This window comes from Pseudomonas lini (assembly GCF_001042905.1).
In the GTDB taxonomy this organism is placed as follows: Bacteria; Pseudomonadota; Gammaproteobacteria; order Pseudomonadales; family Pseudomonadaceae; genus Aquipseudomonas; species Aquipseudomonas lini.
In genome coordinates this window covers 205,308-225,443 of sequence record NZ_JYLB01000006.1, presented here as the reverse complement: position 1 = coordinate 225,443, position 20,136 = coordinate 205,308, and the positions used below count along the sequence as shown (strand labels likewise).

Sequence of the window (20,136 nt, the reverse complement as noted above, 5' to 3'; positions counted from 1 at the left end):
CGCGGGCAAGCCTCGCTCCTACAGGGTTCGGGTAGCCCGGAGGTCAGAGGGTTTTTTCGAAGATCTTCGAATTACGCTGGTAGTTGTAAAGCGACGCCCGCGCCGACGGCAGGCGTTCGACGCTGCTTGGCACGAAGCCCCGCTCACGAAACCAGTGGGCGGTCCGGGTAGTCAGCACGAACAAGGTTTTCAGCCCCTGAGCCCGGGCGCGGGTTTCGATGCGCTCCAGCAGTTCATCGCCGCGACCGCCATGACGGTACTCCGGATTCACCGCCAGACACGCCAACTCCCCGGCATCCGAATCGGCAATCTGATACAGCGCCGCGCAGGCGATGATCATGCCTTCGCGTTCGACCACGCTGAACTGCTCGATCTCACGCTCCAGCACCTCGCGGGAACGGCGTACCAGAATCCCCTGCTCTTCCAGCGGGCTGATCAAGTCCAGCAAACCGCCGACGTCCTCGATGGCCGCCTCACGCACAACCTCGAATTGCTCCTGGGCCACCAGCGTACCGCCACCGTCACGGGTGAACAGTTCGGTCAGCAGCGCGCCATCTTCGGCGTAGCTGACGATGTGACTGCGCGCCACCCCGCCCCGGCACGCTTCAGCCGCCGCGTCCAGCAGCTCGGCTTGATAGTTGCTGCCCAGACGCTGCAAATGCGCCGGCACTTGTTGCGGGCGCAATTCGCGGACCAGCCGGCCATTTTCATCGATCAAGCCCAAATCGGCACCGAACAGCAGCAGCTTGTCCGCCCCCAGATCGATAGCCGCTCGGGTGGCCACATCTTCGCAAGCGAGGTTGAAGATCTCACCGGTCGGCGAGTAACCCAAAGGCGACAACAGCACGATGGAGCGTTCGTCCAGCAGGCGATTGATGCCCTTGCGATCGACCCGGCGCACTTCGCCGGTGTGGTGATAGTCGACGCCTTCAAGTACGCCGATCGGCCGTGCAGTGACCAGATTGCCGCTGGCCACCCGCAAGCGCGAACCCTGCATTGGCGATGAGGCCATGTCCATGGACAGCCGCGCTTCGATGGCGATGCGCAGTTGGCCGACCGCATCGATCACACACTCAAGCGTCGCCGCATCGGTGATGCGCATGCCATGGTGGTAATGCGGGGTCAGGCCGCGAGCAGCGAGGCGGGTTTCAATTTGCGGACGCGAACCGTGAACCAGCACCAGTCGCACGCCCAGGCTGTGCAGCAGCACCAGGTCGTGGACGATATTGCCGAAGTTCGGGTGCTCCACGCCGTCGCCGGGCAGCATGACGACGAAGGTGCAGTCGCGGTGGGCGTTGATGTAAGGCGAAGCGTGACGAAGCCAATTGACGTATTCGGGCATGAACCTGGGCCTGTAATAAATAGCAGCCGAAAAAAGGGTAAAGCAGTAAACGCACAGCGGGCTGATGGTTATCGTCGGAACAGGCTTGGCGACACGCGCGCTCTCCTCATGAATACGGGTTGGGACATCGGCAATTTATACGCGCTCCCTGTAGGAGTTGCCGAAGGCTGCGATTTTTTGATCTTTGAATTTTAAAAGCAAGATCACAAGATCGCAGCCTTCGGCAGCTCCTACAGCATCGCTGTTTTGGCCGGCGTCAGGCAGTAATGTTCAATCAGTTGTCGTAATAGATGCACGGTAGGCTGCAAACGTGACATTTCGAGGTATTCCCCCGGTTGGTGGGCGCAGGCGATATCACCCGGCCCCAATACCAATGTTTCACAGCCAAGTCGCTGAAGATAAGGCGCTTCTGTGCCGAATGCCACTGCTTCGGCGCGATGGCCGGTGAGCTTCTCAGCGATCCTCACCAATTCCGAGTCCTCGGCCTGCTCGAAGGGTGGCACTTCGGGGAACAGCGGCGCGTAATCGATCTTCACCTGATGCCGTTCGGCAATCGGGTTGAGCTTCTGCAAAATCGCCGCGCGCAAGGCTTTGGGGTCCATGCCTGGCAACGGACGCAAGTCGAACTCCAGCGAGCACTGGCCACAGATGCGGTTGGGGTTATCGCCGCCGTGAATGCAGCCGAAATTCATCGTCGGTTGCGGCACGCTGAACTGCAGGTTACGGAATTCGCGCTGCCACGCCAGGCGCAAGCCGCGCAGTTCGCCGATGGCGTCGTGCATGGCCTCAAGGGCACTGTGGCCCAGGCGCGGGTCCGAGGAATGGCCGCTCTGACCGAGAATGTCGATGCGCTCCATCATGATGCCTTTGTGCATCCGGACCGGCTTCAGCCCGGTCGGCTCACCGATCACCGCCGCGCGACCTAATGGCCGCCCGGCTTCGGCCAGAGCGCGAGCGCCAGACATCGAGCTTTCTTCATCGCAGGTGGCGAGGATCAGCAAGGGTTGCTTGAACGGTTGGTCGAGCAAGGGTTTGACGGCTTCGATGGCCAAGGCGAAAAAGCCCTTCATGTCGCAACTGCCCAAGCCAACCCAGCGACCGTCCACTTCCGTCAGTTTCAGCGGGTCGGTCTGCCACAACGCCTCGTCGTACGGCACCGTATCGCTGTGACCGGCCAGCACCAGGCCGCCGGGGCCGGAACCAAAACTGGCCAGCAGATTGAATTTGCCGGGGCTGACCTGCTGGATATCGCAGGCAAAACCCAAGTCCCCGAGCCATGTCGCCAACAAGTCGATGACCGGCCGATTGGTTTGATCCAGGCTGGGTTGGGTACAGCTGACAGACGGCGCGGCGATCAGCGCAGCGAACTGATCTTTCATGGACGGCAAAGGCATCGCTGACTCCCAACTCCCGAATTGAAGTCCATCATAGAACCATCCGGCGACAGGAATAAACCGTTGCGGAGCCTATCTCGAACGAGTCCTGTACACTGCACGACCTTGGCAGCCACACATTCCCCCGGCTGCGTTCCCGATCCTGGATTTTCCGGCCATGCAGAAAGAAACCGAAATCAAACTCCGCGTCAGCCGCGAAACCCTCGCCGCCCTGCGCGAGCACCCGTTACTGAAAAAACGCAACAAAAGTGGCTGGGAACGCCGTGAGTTGATGAACCAGTACTTCGACACGCCTGAGCGCGACCTGGCCCGCGCCAAGGTTGCCCTGCGCCTGCGCCGCGATGGCGAAGAAGTGATTCAGACCCTCAAGACCCGTGGCCAGAGTGTCGCCGGTCTGTCCGAGCGTCACGAGTACGACTGGTCCCTGCCCAAAGCCAAACTCGACGTGAAGAAACTCGACGGTGAATGCTGGCCCGAAGAGCTGGCCGAGCTGGACAAGAAAACCTTGAAAGCCATCTTCACCACCGATTTCGTTCGCGAACGCGCGGAAATCGCTTGGGGCCGTGGCAAGACCAAAGTGGTCATCGAAGCCGCGCTGGACCTGGGCCACGTAGTAGTCGGCAAGCAGAAAGAAGAAATCTGCGAGCTGGAACTGGAGCTGCGCGAAGGCGAACCGGCCGCGTTGCTGGAACTGGCCGCCGAATTGGCTGCAACCCTGGCGCTGATGCCCTGTGACATCAGCAAGGCCGAGCGCGGTTATCGCTTGTTCGACGCCAACAGCTACTCGCTGAGCTTGCCGGCGCCGCAGATCACCGCCGAAATGCCGCTGGACGATGCGTTCGCCGCGTTGAGCTGGCATTTGCTGAGCAGCAGCCAGCGTCTGGCCGAGCAATATCGCTTCAATGGCCACTGGCGCCTGTTGCAGGACTGGGTCGAGAACCTCGCTGAAATGCGCGCGCTGATCAGCAGCCTCGGTCAGGCCGCACCGCGTCAGTCGACTCACGATCTGCGGGTCGCGCTGGATGCCCTGCTGGAAGACTGGCGCCCGCTGGTACAAGCCGGCCTGGACGACGAAGACGTGCGCAAAGCCGCGCCGGAGCAATTCCTCGAAGAACTGGAAGACGTGCGCTGGGGCCTGTTCTCACTGAACACTTCGCGCTGGTTGCTGGCCCGCACCTGGGCCGCCGATCGCAACACCCGCGGCAATCGCCAGGGTGCTGCACAACTGGGTAGCTGGCTGCCGCGCATGCTGGGCGAAGAAGCCAACTCGCTGCAATTGCAGCGTTACCAGCAACAGCCGGAAGACTTGGCCGAGCAGCTGCCGCGTATCGAGCGCATCCAGTCCTGGCTGCACCATGCCCGCGGCGTGCTGGAGATCCCGGAAATGGATCGCCTGTACGGTGAGCTGAACAAACTGACGCAACTGGCCAACGAGCCGATCACCGATGAATCGCTGGATGCGCGTAAGCACCAGGCGATTGCGGTGTATCAGAATCGCGCCTGGAAGATGCTCCTGCGTATGTAAGACCGCCATCGCGGGCAAGCCTCGCTCCTACAGGATTTGGTTGACCGCCCAATTGGGTTCGACCCAGATCCTGTAGGAGCGAGGCTTGCCCGCGAAGAGGCCCGCACAAACGCTGCAAATCTCTACCCCCGCAACACCGGCAAACTCGTCGTGGATTTGATTTCCGACAACGCCACGATCGAGTTGACCTCCTGAATCCCCGGCACCATCGACAGCTTCTCGAAGAAGAAGCGCTCATAAGCCTCGATGTCCGCCGTGACGATCCGCAGCAAGAAATCCACCGACCCCATCAGCACATAACACTCCAGCACTTCGGGAAAGCCGCGAATAGCCTCGGTGAACTCAGTGAAGTTCGAGCGTCCGTGGGCGTTGAGTTTGATCTCGGCGAATATCTGCGTGTTAAGGCCGATTTTCTTCCGGTCAAGCAACGTCACCTGACCGCGAATGATCCCCTCCTCTTTCATCCGTTGAATTCGCCGCCAGCACGGCGACTGCGAGAGCCCCACCTGTTCGGCGATCTGCGCGCTGGAGAGCGAAGCGTCCTCTTGCAGCAACGCGAGAATCTTGCGGTCGTAGCCATCCAGCTCGCTGTGCATAGAAAAACCTGTAGTGGGTACTAAATCGAATTGATCGATTCGATAAATGATCAATAAGCCCAATCATAGATAAGAAATGCCCCGCACCGAATGTAAAAATTCCTCCAGTGATTTTTGGAGACCGACCATGCCGCATTTAGAAGCCGTGAACACCCCGCCCGCCCGTGCCGATGTCTGGAACGTCAGCAACGCCCACTGCCGCGTTCACTATCAATTACTGGCCGAGGCCGAGCCGGATCTGCTGTGTCGGGCGCTCAACTTGTTCGCCTTGCAGTTTCTGACGCCGCAGCAGGTCAACGTGCAGCGTATGGACGATCTGCTGTCGATCGACATCGTCATGGACGGCCTGAGCTGGCACCGTGCTCAAGTGATCGCGGAAAAATTACGTAACCTGATCAGCGTCTGCTCAGTGAACCTGCAAGCAGCTGATTCTGCGTGGGGAGAGCCGGTTCAGGCAGCTGGCTGAAAAAGCCCGACATGTCTTGGTCGGGTAGTGGCCCAACGGTCTGCGGGTGCGCGGCTATCCTTTGCGAACGGTTGTTCATAAGGAGCCCGCATGTCCGTTCAACTCGCCACTCAGGACCGCTGGCTGGACCTCAATGATTTGCTGCGTGAATTGGTCGCCCAGGGCTTTATCAGTCAGGATTCGGCCGAACACGCACTCAACGCCCGCCGCCGTCACGCCATAAATGGTCAGCAGCACCCGCTGGAATTCATCGCCAGCCAACACCTGGACGACCTCAGCCGTCCCGGCAAACACCTCGATCTGGAAAGCCTGACGCTCTGGCTGTCTCAGCAGGCCGGTCAGCCTTACTTGCGCATCGACCCGCTGAAAATCAACGTCGCAGCCATTACGCCGCTGATGTCCTATGCCTTCGCCCAACGCCACAAGATTCTGGCGGTGTCCATCGACCGCGACGCCGTCACCGTGGCCAGCGCCCAGCCCTTCGTCAGCAGCTGGGAAGCCGACCTGACCCACGTGCTGAAGCTGCCGATCAAGCGCGTGGTGGCCAACCCGGTGGACATCCAGCGCTTCAGCGTAGAGTTTTTCCGCCTGGCTAAATCGGTCACCGGCGCCACCAACGCTGATCAACAAATAAGCACCCTGGGCAACTTCGAACAGTTGCTCAACCTCGGCGCCAGCGACCAGGAGCCGGACGCCAACGACGCGCATATCGTCAATATCGTCGATTGGCTGTTCCAGTACGCGTTCCAGCAACGGGCCAGCGATATCCACATCGAACCCCGGCGCGAGCAAGGCACGGTGCGCTTTCGCATCGACGGCGTGCTGCACAACGTCTATCAATTCCCACCGCAGGTGACCATGGCTATCGTCAGCCGCCTGAAAAGCCTGGGGCGGATGAACGTCGCGGAAAAGCGCAAACCCCAAGACGGCCGAGTCAAAACCAAAACCCCGGATGGCGGCGAAGTCGAGTTGCGGTTGTCGACATTGCCCACCGCGTTCGGCGAGAAGATGGTCATGCGGATCTTCGACCCGGAAGTGCTGCTCAAGGACTTCGACCAGCTGGGTTTTTCCGCCGATGACCTGCGTCGCTGGCAAGACATGACCCGCCAGCCCAATGGCATCATTCTGGTGACCGGGCCGACCGGTTCAGGCAAGACCACCACGCTGTACACCACCCTGAAGAAACTGGCGACGCCGGAGGTCAACCTCTGCACCATTGAAGACCCGATCGAAATGGTCGAGCCGGCGTTCAATCAGATGCAGGTCCAGCACAATATCGACCTGACCTTCGCCGCCGGCGTGCGCGCGCTGATGCGCCAAGACCCCGACATCATCATGATCGGCGAGATCCGCGACCTCGAAACCGCCGAGATGGCTATTCAGGCCGCACTCACCGGCCACTTGGTGCTGTCGACGTTACACACCAACGACGCCCCGAGCGCCATCAGCCGCCTGCTGGAACTCGGCGTGCCGCATTACCTGATCAAGGCCACGGTGCTCGGTGTCATGGCCCAGCGTCTGGTCCGGACCCTCTGCCCGCATTGCAAGGCGCCATTAACTTTGGGCGAGGACGACTGGCAAACCCTGACCAGGCCTTGGCAAGCGCCACTACCAGGCAACGCACAACGCGCCATCGGTTGCCTGGAATGCCGCGAAACCGGCTATCGCGGCCGCGCCGGGGTGTACGAAATCATGCAGCTGACTGACGGCATCAAAGCACTGATCAACCCTGATACCGATTTGCTGGCGGTCCGCCGTCAGGCATTCAAGGAAGGCATGCGCAGTTTGCGCTTATCGGGGGCGCAGAAAGTGGCGGCGGGTTTGACCACGATCGAAGAGGTGTTGCGAGTGACACCGCAGAGTGAGCAGAAGTAAGTCTGATACCGGTAGGAGCTGCCGCAGGCTGCGATCCTTTGATCTTGTTTTTAAAAGCGAAAATCAAAAGATCGCAGCCTGCGGCGAGCCGACTAACGTCACGGAACTCGATTGGGTTATTGGCAATCAAAGCCCGCAGTTAAAACCCAGTGGAGTCACCTTTTATGCGTCTCAAACTTGCTGTCGCTACCTTCGCCGTGTTGTCCCTTCAAGTCGGTTCGGCGATGGCTGATGACAGCTTTTTGCGTAACGTCCTTACGTCCGGTGCCACCACCGGTACGTCCTACCTGACCTCAAGGGATCACAAGCTGGTCGTCGCCGCCCAGGACGACGCCGGCAGCTTTGTCGCCAGTGACGGCGCTATTCGCGGGCCGTACCTGGAAGCCGCGATGCAGAAGGTCCGCGCCGATAACCCTGGCCTGCAAGCCACAGACATGGAACTGGCGAACGCAATCCTGGCGAAGAATGCCATCGCCTCGAAATAAGGTTCGTTGCTCAACAAAATGCCGCTCACATGAGCGGTATTTTTTTGCCTGACGCAAAACCCTGTAGGAGCGAGGCTTGCCCGCGAAGCTTTTGGCATTCTTGAGGACGCCTTCGCGGGCAAGCCTCGCTCCTACAGGGCCTGGTACTTCAACGGTATTCGTCCACCGGCACACACGCGCAAAACAGATTACGGTCACCGTAGACATTGTCCACACGGTTCACCACCGGCCAGTACTTATGGGCCTTGGTGTGCGCATCCGGCGTCACCGCCTGCTCAATGCTGTACGGGCGCTCCCAAACCCCGGTGATGTCAGCCAAGGTATGCGGCGAACGCTTCAGCGGGTTGTCCTCTGCCGGCCAGTTGCCGTTCTGCACCTCGGTGATTTCCGCGCGAATACTCAGCATCGCGCCGATAAAACGGTCCAGTTCCGCCTTCGACTCACTCTCGGTCGGTTCGACCATCAACGTCCCCGGCACCGGGAACGACATGGTCGGCGCATGGAAGCCATAGTCCATCAGGCGCTTGGCAACGTCCTCTTCACTGATTCCGGTCTGCGCCTTGAGCGGTCGCAAGTCGAGAATGCATTCGTGGGCCACTCGCTCGTTGCGCCCGGTGTAGAGCACTGGAAACGCACCGGCCAAATGCTGCGCCAGGTAATTCGCGGCGAGAATCGCCACCTCGCTCGCATCCGCCAGTTGCGGCCCCATCATGGCGATGTACATCCAGCTGATGGGCAGAATGCTTGCGCTGCCCCAAGGTGCCGCGCTCACCGCGCCGTTCTCCGGCAGCGGACCGTCGATCGGCACCACCGGGTGATTGGCGACGAATGGCGCCAGATGTGCCCGAACGCCGATCGGGCCCATCCCCGGTCCGCCACCGCCGTGGGGAATGCAGAAGGTTTTGTGCAGGTTCATGTGCGACACGTCGGCACCGATGTCGGCCGGCCGTGCCAATCCAACCTGCGCATTCAGGTTGGCGCCATCCATGTACACCTGACCGCCGTGGCTGTGGATAACTTCACAGATCTCGCTGATACCTTCCTCGTAGACCCCGTGAGTCGAAGGATAGGTCGCCATCAGGCAGGCGAGTTTATCCCCCGCCTCCGTGGCCTTTTCCTTCAGATCATTCAGATCGACATTACCCCCCTCGTCGCACTCGACGATCACCACCCGCATCCCGGCCATTTGCGCCGAGGCCGGGTTGGTGCCGTGGGCCGAGGACGGGATCAGGCAGATATCCCGCGCGCCCTGGTGGCGGCTCTCGTGATATTTGCGAATCGCCAGCAACCCGGCGTATTCGCCCTGAGCACCCGAGTTGGGTTGCATGCAGATCGCATCGAAACCGGTGATCGCGCAGAGCCAGCGCTCCAGTTCCTCGATCATCAAGGAATAACCCACCACCTGCTCTTTTGGCACGAACGGATGCAGGTTGGCGAACTGCGGCCAAGTGATGGGGATCATCTCGCTGGTAGCGTTGAGCTTCATGGTGCAGGAGCCCAGCGGAATCATCGATTGGTTGAGCGCCAGGTCTTTGTTTTCCAGCTGCTTGAGATAACGCAGCATTTCGGTTTCGCTGTGATGAGCGTTGAACACCGGATGACGCAGATAAGGCGTACTGCGCTGCAACCCGGCAGGAATGCCGGATGCCAGCGCTTCAGCGTCCAAGTCATCGACGTTAAGCCCATGATCGGCACCGAGAAACACATCGAACAGCTTCGCCACGGTGGTTTCGTCACAGGTTTCGTCGAGACTGAGGCCGAGCTGTCCACGGCCGAGAATGCGCAAATTGATCTGCGCCGCCTGGGCACTTTCAATGATCGCCGTCTGAGTGCCACCGACCTCCAGGGTCAGGGTGTCGAAGAAGTGTTGGTTGAGACGCGTAATGCCGTGACGCTCCAGGCCGGCAGCGAGGATGCAGGTTAGCCGATGAACGCGTTGGGCAATTCGTTTGAGCCCCTCTGGACCGTGGTAGACCGCGTAGAAACTGGCGATATTGGCCAGCAGCACCTGAGCGGTGCAAATGTTCGAGTTGGCCTTCTCCCGGCGGATATGTTGCTCGCGGGTTTGCAGGGCCATGCGCAGGGCGACGTTGCCGCGAGCATCTTTCGATACGCCGATGATCCGCCCGGGAATCGCCCGCTTGTATTCGTCGCGACTGGCAAAAAACGCCGCGTGCGGGCCGCCGTAGCCCATGGGCACGCCGAATCGCTGGGACGAACCGAACACCACGTCGGCACCCAACGCCCCCGGCGGGGTCAGCAACAGCAGGCTTAGCAGATCGGTCGCCACACAGGCCAAGGCTTGCTGGGCATGCAGATGATCGATCAATGGACGCAGATCGCGCACTTCGCCATGGGTGTCGGGATATTGCAGCAGCGCGCCGAACACCCGGTGCTGTTTCAAGTTATCCACAGCGTCGACGATCAGCTCGAAACCGAACCCTTCGGCCCGGGTCCGCACCACGGAAATGGTCTGCGAGTGGCAATTCTCATCGACGAAAAACAGGTTACTTCTGGATTTGGCCACACGTTTGGCCAGAGCCATGGCCTCGGCTGCCGCCGTGGCTTCATCCAGCAGTGAGGCGTTGGCCAGTTCCAGGCCGGTCAGGTCGATGGTCAGCTGCTGGAAATTCAGCAACGCTTCGAGCCGGCCTTGGGCGATCTCTGGTTGATAGGGCGTATAGGCAGTGTACCAACCGGGATTTTCCAGCACGTTGCGCAGGATGACGGCCGGCGTGAGGGTGCCGTGGTATCCCATGCCGATCAGGCTGGTCCAGACCTGGTTCTGCTCGGCGTAGCCCCGCAGCTTGGCCAGCGCGGCTTCTTCGTCGAGGGCCGGCGGCAAGTCCAGTGGCCGGTTGAGGCGTATTCCAGGCGGCACCGTCTGCTCGATCAGTTCGACCCGGCTGCCAAGACCAAGGCTGTCGAGCATCGCCTGCTGCTCGGCGGCATCGGGGCCCAAGTGGCGGCGCAGGAAAGTATTAGGGTCGCGTAACTGGCTCAAGGACGGCAACTGGGACATGACGGGCTCTCTCTTGACTGGCGCTCGGCGTCGATGCAATGCGGTCAAACCAGCATAGCAGTCGCTGTCACAGTGCCTTAAAGAAGGAGTCGTATGTAAACGATGTAGGAGCTGCCGAAGGCTGCGATCTTTTGACTTTGATTCTTAAAACAAGATCAAAAGATCGCAGCCTTCGGCAGCTCCTACGGGGCGAGCATTACTCGCCGATGGCAGCCTTGTAGGCTACCGGGTCGAGCAGGTTGTTCAGTTCAGAGGTATCGCTTGGCTCGAGTTTGAAGAACCAGCTGTCATAAGGCGCGCTGTTGACCAGTTCCGGGCTGTTGGCCAATTCTTCATTGACAGCAATGACTTTGCCGGAGACTGGCGAGTAGATATCGGACGCAGCCTTGACCGATTCCACTACACCCGCAGCCTCACCGGCAGCGAACACTTTGCCGATTTCCGGCAGTTCAACGAACACTACGTCACCCAAGGCTTCCTGAGCATGGTCTGAAATACCCACTTTCACGCCGCCATCATGGTCTAGACGGGCCCATTCGTGACTTTCGGCAAAACGCAGGTCGACAGGGATTTCGCTCATGTTCTGTGTCCTCAAGAAAAATGTCAGCGGTCATTGCCCGCCAAAAAAAGTTAGATCAAGGTTTTGCCGTGGCGTACGAAGGTCGGTTTGACCACTCGAACCGGGTACCACTTGCCACGGATTTCCACTTCAGCGCGGTCGGCGGTGGCCACCGGCACGCGCGCCAGTGCAATCGACTTGCTAAGCGTAGGAGAGAAACTACCACTGGTGATCTCCCCTTCGCCAACATCGGCGATGCGAACCACTTGATGCGCCCGTAACACTCCACGTTCTTCCAGGACCAGACCCACCAATTTGTGCTGCACGCCATCGGCCTGTTCGGCTTCCAGGGCAGTGCGGCCGATGAACTGGCGCGTGGCCGGTTCCCAGGCAATGCTCCAGGCCATGTTGGAGGCCAATGGCGAAACTTCTTGATGGATGTCCTGACCGTAGAGGTTCATGCCGGCTTCGACACGCAAGGTATCGCGGGCGCCGAGGCCGATCGGGGAAATACCCGCGCCCACCAGATCGTTGAAGAAGCCCGGTGCCTGATCGGCCGGCAGCACGATTTCCAGACCATCCTCACCGGTGTAACCGGTGCGCGCGATGAACCAGTCACCGTCGGTCTGACCTTCGAAATATTTGAGCTGCTGAATCAGCGTGCCACGGGACTGAGTCACCAGTTCGGCAATCTTGTGCCGGGCGTGAGGCCCTTGAATGGCCAGCATCGCCAACTCGGAGCGCTCGTTGAGCTGCACCTCGAAGTCACCGAGATGCGCCTGCATCCAGGCCAAATCCTGATTGCGGGTGGAGGCGTTGACCACCAGGCGATAACCGTCCTCGAGACGGTAGACGATCATGTCGTCGACGATGCCGCCCTGCTCGTTGAGCATGGCGCTGTACAGGGCACGGCCGGGGCTGTGCAGGCGTTCGACGTCATTGGCCAGTAAATACTGAAGCCAGGCCTTGGCCTGGGGGCCGTCAACATCGATCACGGTCATGTGGGATACATCGAAAACCCCGCAATCGCGGCGCACCTGATGGTGTTCCTCGACCTGCGAGCCGTAATGCAGAGGCATATCCCAACCGCCAAAATCGACCATCTTCGCGCCGAGGGCGAGATGAAGGTCATACAGAGGCGTACGCTGTCCCATGGGTTTCTCCTTCCGGGCGTGGCGAAGGTGCGGACAGGCGCTGTACGGGGTGAAATGCCTTGAAATAAAAGGCTTTCAGCCGTTTCAGCGACCCGGTCTGAAAGACGGACCGCACCGAATGCCGCGCATTGTAGCCGCAAGGTGTAGGACTGACACCTACGTGTTTCGATGCGCTGAACGTCGGATCAATCCGATGACCGGTAACAGCCCGACCAAAACCAGCGTCAGTGCTGGCAACGAGGCCCTCGCCCACTCGCCCTCGCTGGTCATTTCAAAGATCCGCACCGCCAGCGTGTCCCAGCCAAACGGGCGCATCAGCAGGGTTGCGGGCATTTCCTTGAGCACATCGACGAACACCAGCAACGCCGCGCTCAACGTGCCCGGCAGCAGCAGCGGCAGATACACTTTGAAAAACAGTCGTGGCCCACTGACGCCAAGGCTACGTGCTGCTTCGGGCAAAGATGGCCGTATTCGCGCCAGGCTGCTTTCAAGCGGTCCATAGGCCACCGCGATAAAACGCACCAGATAGGCCAGCAACAACGCCGACAGACTGCCCAGCAGCAACGGTTTGCCCGCGCCGCCAAGCCATCCCGACAGCGGGATCACCAGCTCGCGATCCAGGTAACTGAACGCCAGCATGATCGACACCGCCAGCACCGAGCCCGGCAAGGCGTAGCCAAGGTTGGCCAGACTGATGCCGGAACGGATCGCCCGGGTCGGCGCCAATCGACGGGCAAAGGCCAGTACCAGAGCGACACTGACGGTGATCAACGCCGCCATGCCGCCCAGGTACAAGGTATGGATGATCAATCCGGTATAACGCTCATCCAGATCGAAGCGCCCGCGTTGCCAAAACCACACCATCAGTTGCAGCACAGGAATGACGAAGGCGCAGGCGAATACCAGACCGCACCAGCTCATGGCCGCCAGCGCCTTGACCCCGCGCAGGTGATACAACGCCTTGACCCGTGGCCGTTCGTTGCTCGCCCGGTGGGCCCCGCGGGCACGGCGCTCGCCATACAGCACGACCATCACCACCAACAGCAACAGGCTGGCCAGTTGCGCGGCCGTGGAAAGACTGAAAAAGCCGTACCAGGTTTTGTAGATGGCGGTGGTGAATGTATCGAAGTTGAACACCGACACCGCACCGAAATCCGCCAGGGTTTCCATCAGCGCCAACGCCACTCCCGCGCCGATGGCCGGACGTGCCATCGGTAACGCCACTCGCCAGAATGCCTGCCATGGGGATTGCCCAAGGACTCGCGCTGCTTCCATCAAGCCTTTGCCCTGAGCCAGGAATGCGCTACGCGCCAACAGGTAAACGTACGGATAGAAAACCAGCACCAGCACCAGAATCACACCGCCGGTGGAGCGCACTCGCGGCAGCCTCAGGCCGCTGCCGAACCATTCGCGCAGCAAGGTTTGCACGGGGCCGGCGAAATCCAGCAGGCCGACGAAAACAAATGCCAGCACGTAAGCAGGAATCGCAAAGGGCAGCATCAACGCCCAGTCCAGCCAACGCCGCCCGGGGAATTCACAGAGGCTGGTGAGCCAGGCCAGGCTGACGCCCAGCAGCGTTACGCCGAAACCGACGCCGAGGACCAGCGTGAGGGTATTGCCCAGCAGCCGGGGCATCTGGGTTTCCCACAGGTGGGACCAGATCTGCTGATCGATGGTTTGCCAGGAAAGAAGCAGGACACTCAGGGGCAGCAGGACCAGCGCAGCAATGGCGAAGACCAAGGGATACCAGCGGCGTTGGGCGGGGTGGGCCAAAGAAAGCTCTCGTTTAAATGATTGTGCCCACGCTCTGCGTGGGCACACATCTTGTGACGCTCTGCGTCACGCCTCGACGCGGAGCGTCGGTGGATGCATTCCCACGCAGAGCGTGGGAACGATCAGGCCGGCTGGAACGCCGCCGACTTGATTCTGTGGCGCAGTATATCGACAGACTCAGTTCCAGCCAGCCCGATCCATCATCCGGATCGCTTCAGCCTGACGCTTGCCAGCCACTTCCACCGGCAGGGTATCGGCAACGAACTTGCCCCAGGCCGCGACTTCTTCCGAAGGAGCCACTGCCGGGTTGGCCGGGAATTCCTGGTTCACGTCAGCGAAAATCTTCTGCGCTTCAGGCGTGGTCATCCATTCCACCAGCGCCTTGGCGGCTTCCGGGTGTGGAGCGTGTTTGGTCAGGCCGATGCCCGACAGGTTGACGTGCACGCCACGGTCGCCCTGATTCGGCCAGAACAGTTTCACCGGCAGGTCTGGCTTCTGTTTGTGCAGACGGCCGTAGTAGTAAGTATTGACGATGCCGACGTCGCACTGGCCGGCGTTGATCGCCTCCAGCACGGCAATGTCATCGGAGAACACATCGGTGGACAGGTTGTTGACCCAGCCCTTGAGGATCTTCTCGGTTTTTTCGGCGCCATGGACTTCGATCATGGTGGCGGTCAGGGACTGGTTGTAGACCTTCTTCGCCGTGCGCAGGCACAGGCGACCTTCCCACTGCTTGTCGGCCAGCGCTTCGTAGGTGGTCAGTTCACCGGGTTTCACCCGATCGGTGGAGTAGGCGATGGTCCGCGCCCGCAGGCTCAGGCCGGTCCAGGCATGGGAGGAAGCGCGGTATTGCAATGGGATGTTGGCGTCGATCACCTTGGAAGTGAACGGCTGGAGGATGCCCATCTGTTCGGCCTGCCAGAGGTTGCCGGCATCGACGGTCAGCAGCAGGTCGGCGGTGGCATTTTCGCCCTCGGCCTTGATCCGCTGCATCAGCGGCGCTTCCTTGTCGGTGATGAACTTCACCTGCACGCCGGTTTTCTGGGTGTAGGCATCGAAGACTGGCTTGATCAGCTCATCGATACGCGAGGAGTAAACCACCACCTCGTCGGCGGCCTGGGCGGCGGTGCTGCCAATCAGGGTCAGGGCCAGTGCAGTCAGTAGACGCTTGGGTGCCAACATGGAAGCAGTCTCTCGAATGGGGAAGTGAGGCCAAATGATAAGGACTCACATTTCGCTTCTCAATCGAACAGTGGATTGAGGCGTTACCAGATGTTGCACAGCTGGGATTGGTGGTGGATGTACCGACGCCTTCGCGGGCAAGCCTCGCTCCTACAGGTTTTGTGTCGTTCGCCAATGTCGCGATTGACTCAATACCTGTAGGAGCGAGGCTTGCCCGCGAAGAGGCCATCAGCCCCAACGAAGATCTCAAGCCTTGGCCAACGCCGGCAGATCCCCGATCAACCCAAGCGCTTCGCGCACGAACAACGCCTTGGCCTCGGGCATCTGATCGACCATCTTCAACCCGGTATTGCGCAACCAACGCACCGGCAACGGATCGGCCTGGAACAACCGCTCGAACCCTTCCATCGCCGCCATCAACGCCAGGTTGTGGGGCATGCGCCGACGCTCATAGCGACTGAGCACTTTCACATCCGCCAACCGCTCACCCCGCGCAGCCGCTTGTAGCAGCACTTCGGCCAGCACCGCGGCATCGAGGAAACCGAGGTTAACGCCCTGCCCGGCCAGAGGATGGATGGTGTGGGCCGCGTCGCCGATCAGCGCCAGGCCTTCAGCCACATACCGCTTGGCATGACGCTGACGCAGCGGCACGCACAAACGCGGGTCGACGCTGAGCACTGTGCCGAGGCAACCCTCGAAGGCCCGTTCCAGCTCCTTGCAGAAGCCTTCGTCGTCCAGCGCCATCAGGCGTTCGGCTTCGCTCGGCGTGGTCGACCAGACGATCGAGCACCAATCCTGTTGACCGTCCCGCTCCAGCGGCAGAAACGCCAGCGGGCCATTGTCGGTGAAGCGCTGCCACGCGGTCATTTGATGAGGTTTTGAGCTGCGCACACTGGTAACGATCGCGTGGTGCATGTAATCCCACTCGCGAGTCGCAACGCCGGTCAGGCGCCGAACGGCCGAGTTGGCGCCATCCGCCGCAATTACCAAAGGCGCTCGCAAGGTTCGACCGTCGGCCAGGGTCAGCAGCCAGTCGTCACCGGAGCGGCGCATCTGCTCCAAACGCGCATTGGCCAGCATCCCGAGATCGCAGTCGTGCAGTCGATCGAGCAAAGCGTCCTGAACCACGCGGTTCTCGACGATATGCCCGAGCACTTCGGCATGGACACTGGTCGCCGAGAAATGGATCTGCCCGGTGCCGCTGCCATCCCAGACGTGCATGTCGGTGTACGGACTACTGCGCCGGCTGACAACGCCATCCCAGACGCCCAGGCGTTCAAGTATTCGCTGGCTGGCCGCCGACAAGGCACTCACTCGAGGTTCGAACGGAGCCTGCCCATCGAAGGGTTTGACGCTCAGGGGGCTACCGTCCAGCAGCAGGACTTCGAGCCCACTGTTTTGTAACGCCAGCGCCAGGGCACTGCCGACCATTCCGGCCCCGACAATCAGCAGATCTGCGCGCATTTCCATGCTTTAAGCCTGTCTCGCTTGCGGCTTGAGCCGCACGTAAAGGGTTTTTCCGACCCGCGTCACCAAAGTGCCGGTGCCGTCGTGAATATCGACTTGCAGATACGCCCTCTTAAACATCGGGACGCGTACCCAGGCCCATGGCCTGTCGAGCGAACCAGCGCTTGGCCGGCGGCAACAGATCGAGGCCGAGCAGCCCAATGTTGCGGCCCAGGGAAACCAGTGGCTGGGTGCTGCCGAACAAGCGGGTGACCTGATCGGAAAAACCCACGGTCAGGCTCTGGTCCAGACGCTGACGCTCGCGATAGGCCTGCAAGGTGGCGAAATCGCCGGGCGATGTCTCGCTGCCCAATAAATTGTCGGCCAGCGCCTGGGCGTCACGCAACGACAGGTTGAACCCTTGCCCGGCAATCGGATGCAGGCTATGAGCAGCGTTGCCGAGAATCGCCAGATGCGGGCGGACTTGTTCCTCGGCTTCGATCAGCGACAGCGGATACAAATGCCGTGCGCCGACCTGTTTCAGCGTGCCAAGGCGATAACCGAAGATGCCCTGCAACTCGCCGAGAAAGCTGCGGTCATCAAGGGCTGCAAGCCGTTGCGCATCCATACCCAGACGGGTCCAGACCAACGCGCAGCGATTGTCCGGCAACGGCAGCAAGGCCATCGGGCCATCGTCGGTGAAACGCTCGAAGGCCATGCCGTTGTGCGCTTCGCTGGGGGTGATGTTGGCGATCAGCGCGCTCTGGTTGTACGGGCGTTTCTTGATGCCGATCCCCAGTTGCTCACGCAAGCCGGAACGGCCGCCATCAGCGAGCACCGCAAGGTCGCATTCCAGCAGGGTTTCATCGTCGAGCGTCAGGCGATAGCCGTCGGTCAGGGGCTCCATGCCGGTGACTTCCGCCGGGCACCGCCAACCGACCACGTCCTTGTCCAGACCTTGCCAAAGGCATTGGCCGAGCCAGGCGTTTTCCACCACATAACCCAGCGCCGGAACGCCCTCTTCCATCGCCGACAGTCGCGCGGTGGAGAAACGTCCACGGTCGGAGACATGAATCTGCTTGATCGGCTCGGCGCGGCGGGAGATTTCCTGCCACACACCCAACCGTTGATAAATCTGCCGGGCGCCGAAGGACAACGCCGAAGAACGGGCGTCATAGCTCGGCTGGTAGGTGTGACCGGGGGCAAACGGTTCGATCAGCACGATCTTCCAGCCACGGGCCTTGGCCCCTGCCTGTAATGCCAACGCCAGGCTGGCGCCGACCAAACCACCACCGATGATTGCCAGATTGACTCGACTCATGCCGCTTGTGTCCGTGCGGCGGCCATCAAGGCCTCGATTTCGGCGACCGTTTTCGGCACGCCGTTAGTCAGGATTTCACAACCGGTTTTGGTGACCACCACGTCGTCCTCGATTCGCACGCCAATGCCGCGCCATTTCTTCGCTACGTTCTGGTTGTTCGGAGCAATGTAAATGCCCGGCTCGACCGTCAGCGCCATGCCGACTTCCAGCACGCGCCATTCGCCGCCGACCTTGTATTCGCCGACATCGTGCACATCCATGCCCAGCCAGTGGCCGGCGCGGTGCATGTAAAACGCTTTATAGGCTTCGCTGGCGATCAACTCGTCGACGTCGCCCTGCAACAGGCCCAACTTCACCAGACCGGCGGTAATCACCCGGACCGTGGCTTCGTGCGCCTGATTCCAGTGTTTGTTCGGCGCGATTTCGGCAAACGCCGCTTCCTGGGAAGCCAGCACCAACTCGTAAATCGCCTTCTGCTCCGGTGAATACTTGCCGTTGACCGGCCAGGTGCGGGTGATGTCGCTGGCGTAGCAGTCGATCTCGCAACCGGCGTCGATCAGCACCAGATCGCCGTCCTTGAGCACCGCGTCATTCTGCTGGTAGTGCAGGATGCAGCTGTTGCGCCCCGCCGCGACGATCGACCCGTACGCCGGCATCTTCGCCCCGCCCTTGCGGAACTCGTAATCGAGCTCGGCTTCAAGACTGAACTCATGCAAACCGGCACGGCTGGCCTGCATCGCACGAATATGTGCCTGGGCGGAAATCCGCGCAGCTTCGCGCATCACCTTCACTTCTGCCGCCGATTTATACAGGCGCATGTCGTGAAGCAGATGATCCAGGGCAACGAATTCGTTCGGCGGCTGGGCGCCGAGGTGCGCTTTAGAGCGGATCACGTTGATCCAGTCCATCAGGTGCCGATCGAATTCGGGGTTACTGCCCATGGCCGAGTACACCCGGTCGCGGCCTTCGATCAAGCCCGGCAGAATGTCGTCAATGTCGGTGATGGGGAATGCGTCGTCGGCGCCGAAGTCACGGATCGCGCCTTCCTGGCCGGCGCGCAGGCCGTCCCACAATTCCCGTTCGGCATTACGTTCCCGGCAAAACAGCACGTATTCGCCGTGCTCACGGCCGGGCATCAAGACGATGACGGCTTGAGGCTCGGGGAAACCGCTGAGGTACTGGAAGTCGCTGTCCTGACGGTAGACGTGCTCGACATCGCGGTTGCGGATGGCCACCGCGGCGGCGGGCAGGATGGCGATGCTGTTGGGTTCCATCTGCGCCATCAGCGCCTTGCGGCGACGGCTGTATTCCGATTTCGGGATATGAATCATGGGCAGATGGCTTTCCCTGGCACGCGATTAATGCAACGACGGTTTGGCAGCCGCTTCGTCGGTTTTCTTGGTTTCGGTGAACAGCAGCAACGGAGCGACGCGCAGGTACTCCATCACTTCCATGTAGTCGCTTTCGCCGTCGTCGGACTCTTCCAGCGCGTCTTGCACCTGGGCAATGGCGGCCAGATCCTGCAGCACTTCGGTGGCTTCAGTGCTCAAGGCATATTCGCGGCGGGTCAGACCGAAGCCGGTAAGGAAGCCCTGGCACCACTGGCCCAGTGCAGCCGCACGCTCGGTGAGCGGCGCGTCGTCAGTCGGCAGCAGCAGAACAACGGTCATGTCGTCGCTGGTAAGCTCGCCCTTGACCATCTCTTGCAGGCCGATCAAGGCGTTGCGAACGTTGTCTTGCGGCTCGCCTTCGAGCAGCTCGGCGGCATCGGCCAACCAGCTGTCGGCTTCGAAGCCGGCACCGGCGCAACTGCGACCGAGCAACAGGCCGTGCAGTTCGGCAGGCGAGACGGGATGGCCGCTGGTGCTCAGCAGGCTGGCAAAGGCTTGGTACGGAGAATTCTGAATGGGCATGGGCAGCTAGGCGCCAGACGGCGCTATGTCTAGAATGAAGGCCTTGTATCCTACATCGACAGACTCGCCAAGACTATTAAAGG

The 20,136-nt window shown here is 60.7% G+C and carries 16 protein-coding genes and 1 pseudogene; 4 read left to right on the top strand and 13 right to left on the bottom strand.

All coding sequences use genetic code 11. From position 1 onward, the window contains the following. Window positions 1-43 precede the first annotated feature (43 nt). Entirely contained in the window at window positions 44-1,342 is a 1,299-nt protein-coding gene (gene argA, locus TU81_RS19220) for an amino-acid N-acetyltransferase (protein ID WP_008026003.1), read from the bottom strand. Window positions 1,343-1,572: 230 nt separating this feature from the next. Then, the gene (gene argE, locus TU81_RS19215) at window positions 1,573-2,736 is read right to left on the bottom strand and encodes an acetylornithine deacetylase (RefSeq protein ID WP_038980860.1); all 1,164 of its coding nucleotides are present in this window, start codon (window positions 2,734-2,736) and stop codon (window positions 1,573-1,575) included. Between the two features lie 157 nt (window positions 2,737-2,893). Between argE and TU81_RS19210 the strand changes: the two genes are divergently transcribed. Beyond that, window positions 2,894-4,261: a CYTH domain-containing protein gene (locus TU81_RS19210; RefSeq protein WP_048396307.1), complete on the top strand. Its 1,368-nt coding sequence runs from the start codon at window positions 2,894-2,896 to the stop codon at window positions 4,259-4,261. A 122-nt stretch (window positions 4,262-4,383) separates the two neighbouring features. On the opposite strand, the gene TU81_RS19205 is transcribed toward TU81_RS19210, so the two are convergent. Beyond that, window positions 4,384-4,857: an Lrp/AsnC family transcriptional regulator gene (locus tag TU81_RS19205; protein WP_008012567.1), complete on the bottom strand. Its 474-nt coding sequence runs from the start codon at window positions 4,855-4,857 to the stop codon at window positions 4,384-4,386. A 127-nt stretch (window positions 4,858-4,984) separates the two neighbouring features. On the opposite strand from TU81_RS19205, the gene TU81_RS19200 reads away from it, so the two are divergent. The 3 genes from TU81_RS19200 (at window position 4,985) to TU81_RS19190 (ending at window position 7,683) form a co-directional block, all read left to right on the top strand. Further along, window positions 4,985-5,323: a hypothetical protein gene (locus TU81_RS19200; RefSeq protein ID WP_048396306.1), complete on the top strand. Its 339-nt coding sequence runs from the start codon at window positions 4,985-4,987 to the stop codon at window positions 5,321-5,323. Between the two features lie 90 nt (window positions 5,324-5,413). Continuing rightward, window positions 5,414-7,198, top strand: coding sequence for a GspE/PulE family protein (locus TU81_RS19195; RefSeq protein WP_008012563.1), 1,785 nt, complete (start codon window positions 5,414-5,416; stop codon window positions 7,196-7,198). 164 nt (window positions 7,199-7,362) lie between these two features. Next, window positions 7,363-7,683 (top strand): DUF2388 domain-containing protein, encoded by a 321-nt coding sequence (locus TU81_RS19190; protein ID WP_007899427.1) that lies wholly within the window; start codon window positions 7,363-7,365, stop codon window positions 7,681-7,683. A gap of 148 nt (window positions 7,684-7,831) precedes the next feature. Here TU81_RS19190 and gcvP read toward each other — a convergent pair whose 3' ends face one another. The 10 genes and pseudogenes from gcvP to TU81_RS19145 form a co-directional block, all read right to left on the bottom strand. Continuing rightward, a complete protein-coding gene (gene gcvP / locus TU81_RS19185; RefSeq protein ID WP_048396305.1) occupies window positions 7,832-10,705 on the bottom strand; it encodes an aminomethyl-transferring glycine dehydrogenase in 2,874 nt (957 codons plus the stop codon). Between the two features lie 196 nt (window positions 10,706-10,901). Then, window positions 10,902-11,285, bottom strand: coding sequence for a glycine cleavage system protein GcvH (gcvH, locus tag TU81_RS19180; RefSeq protein ID WP_048396304.1), 384 nt, complete (start codon window positions 11,283-11,285; stop codon window positions 10,902-10,904). Between the two features lie 50 nt (window positions 11,286-11,335). Beyond that, a complete protein-coding gene (gene gcvT, locus TU81_RS19175; protein WP_038980850.1) occupies window positions 11,336-12,418 on the bottom strand; it encodes a glycine cleavage system aminomethyltransferase GcvT in 1,083 nt (360 codons plus the stop codon). 156 nt (window positions 12,419-12,574) lie between these two features. Beyond that, entirely contained in the window at window positions 12,575-14,191 is a 1,617-nt protein-coding gene (locus TU81_RS19170) for an ABC transporter permease (RefSeq protein ID WP_038980848.1), read from the bottom strand. 177 nt (window positions 14,192-14,368) lie between these two features. Beyond that, window positions 14,369-15,373 (bottom strand): extracellular solute-binding protein, encoded by a 1,005-nt coding sequence (locus TU81_RS19165; protein WP_048396303.1) that lies wholly within the window; start codon window positions 15,371-15,373, stop codon window positions 14,369-14,371. 246 nt (window positions 15,374-15,619) lie between these two features. Beyond that, a complete protein-coding gene (locus TU81_RS19160; RefSeq protein WP_167344825.1) occupies window positions 15,620-16,837 on the bottom strand; it encodes a 2-octaprenyl-3-methyl-6-methoxy-1,4-benzoquinol hydroxylase in 1,218 nt (405 codons plus the stop codon). 9 nt (window positions 16,838-16,846) lie between these two features. Beyond that, a pseudogene (locus TU81_RS29700) lies at window positions 16,847-16,942 on the bottom strand (tetrameric acyl-CoA thioesterase); the annotation flags it as partial. Window positions 16,943-16,952: 10 nt separating this feature from the next. Continuing rightward, window positions 16,953-18,140: a 2-octaprenyl-6-methoxyphenyl hydroxylase gene (ubiH, locus tag TU81_RS19155; RefSeq protein WP_048396301.1), complete on the bottom strand. Its 1,188-nt coding sequence runs from the start codon at window positions 18,138-18,140 to the stop codon at window positions 16,953-16,955. After that, entirely contained in the window at window positions 18,137-19,471 is a 1,335-nt protein-coding gene (pepP, locus tag TU81_RS19150) for a Xaa-Pro aminopeptidase (RefSeq protein ID WP_048396300.1), read from the bottom strand. The genes ubiH and pepP overlap by 4 nt, the downstream gene beginning before the upstream one ends. Window positions 19,472-19,498: 27 nt before the next feature. Then, window positions 19,499-20,053 carry a YecA/YgfB family protein gene (locus TU81_RS19145; protein WP_048396299.1) on the bottom strand — a complete coding sequence of 185 codons (555 nt, stop codon included), beginning with the start codon at window positions 20,051-20,053 and terminating at the stop codon, window positions 19,499-19,501. Window positions 20,054-20,136: the final 83 nt, after the last annotated feature.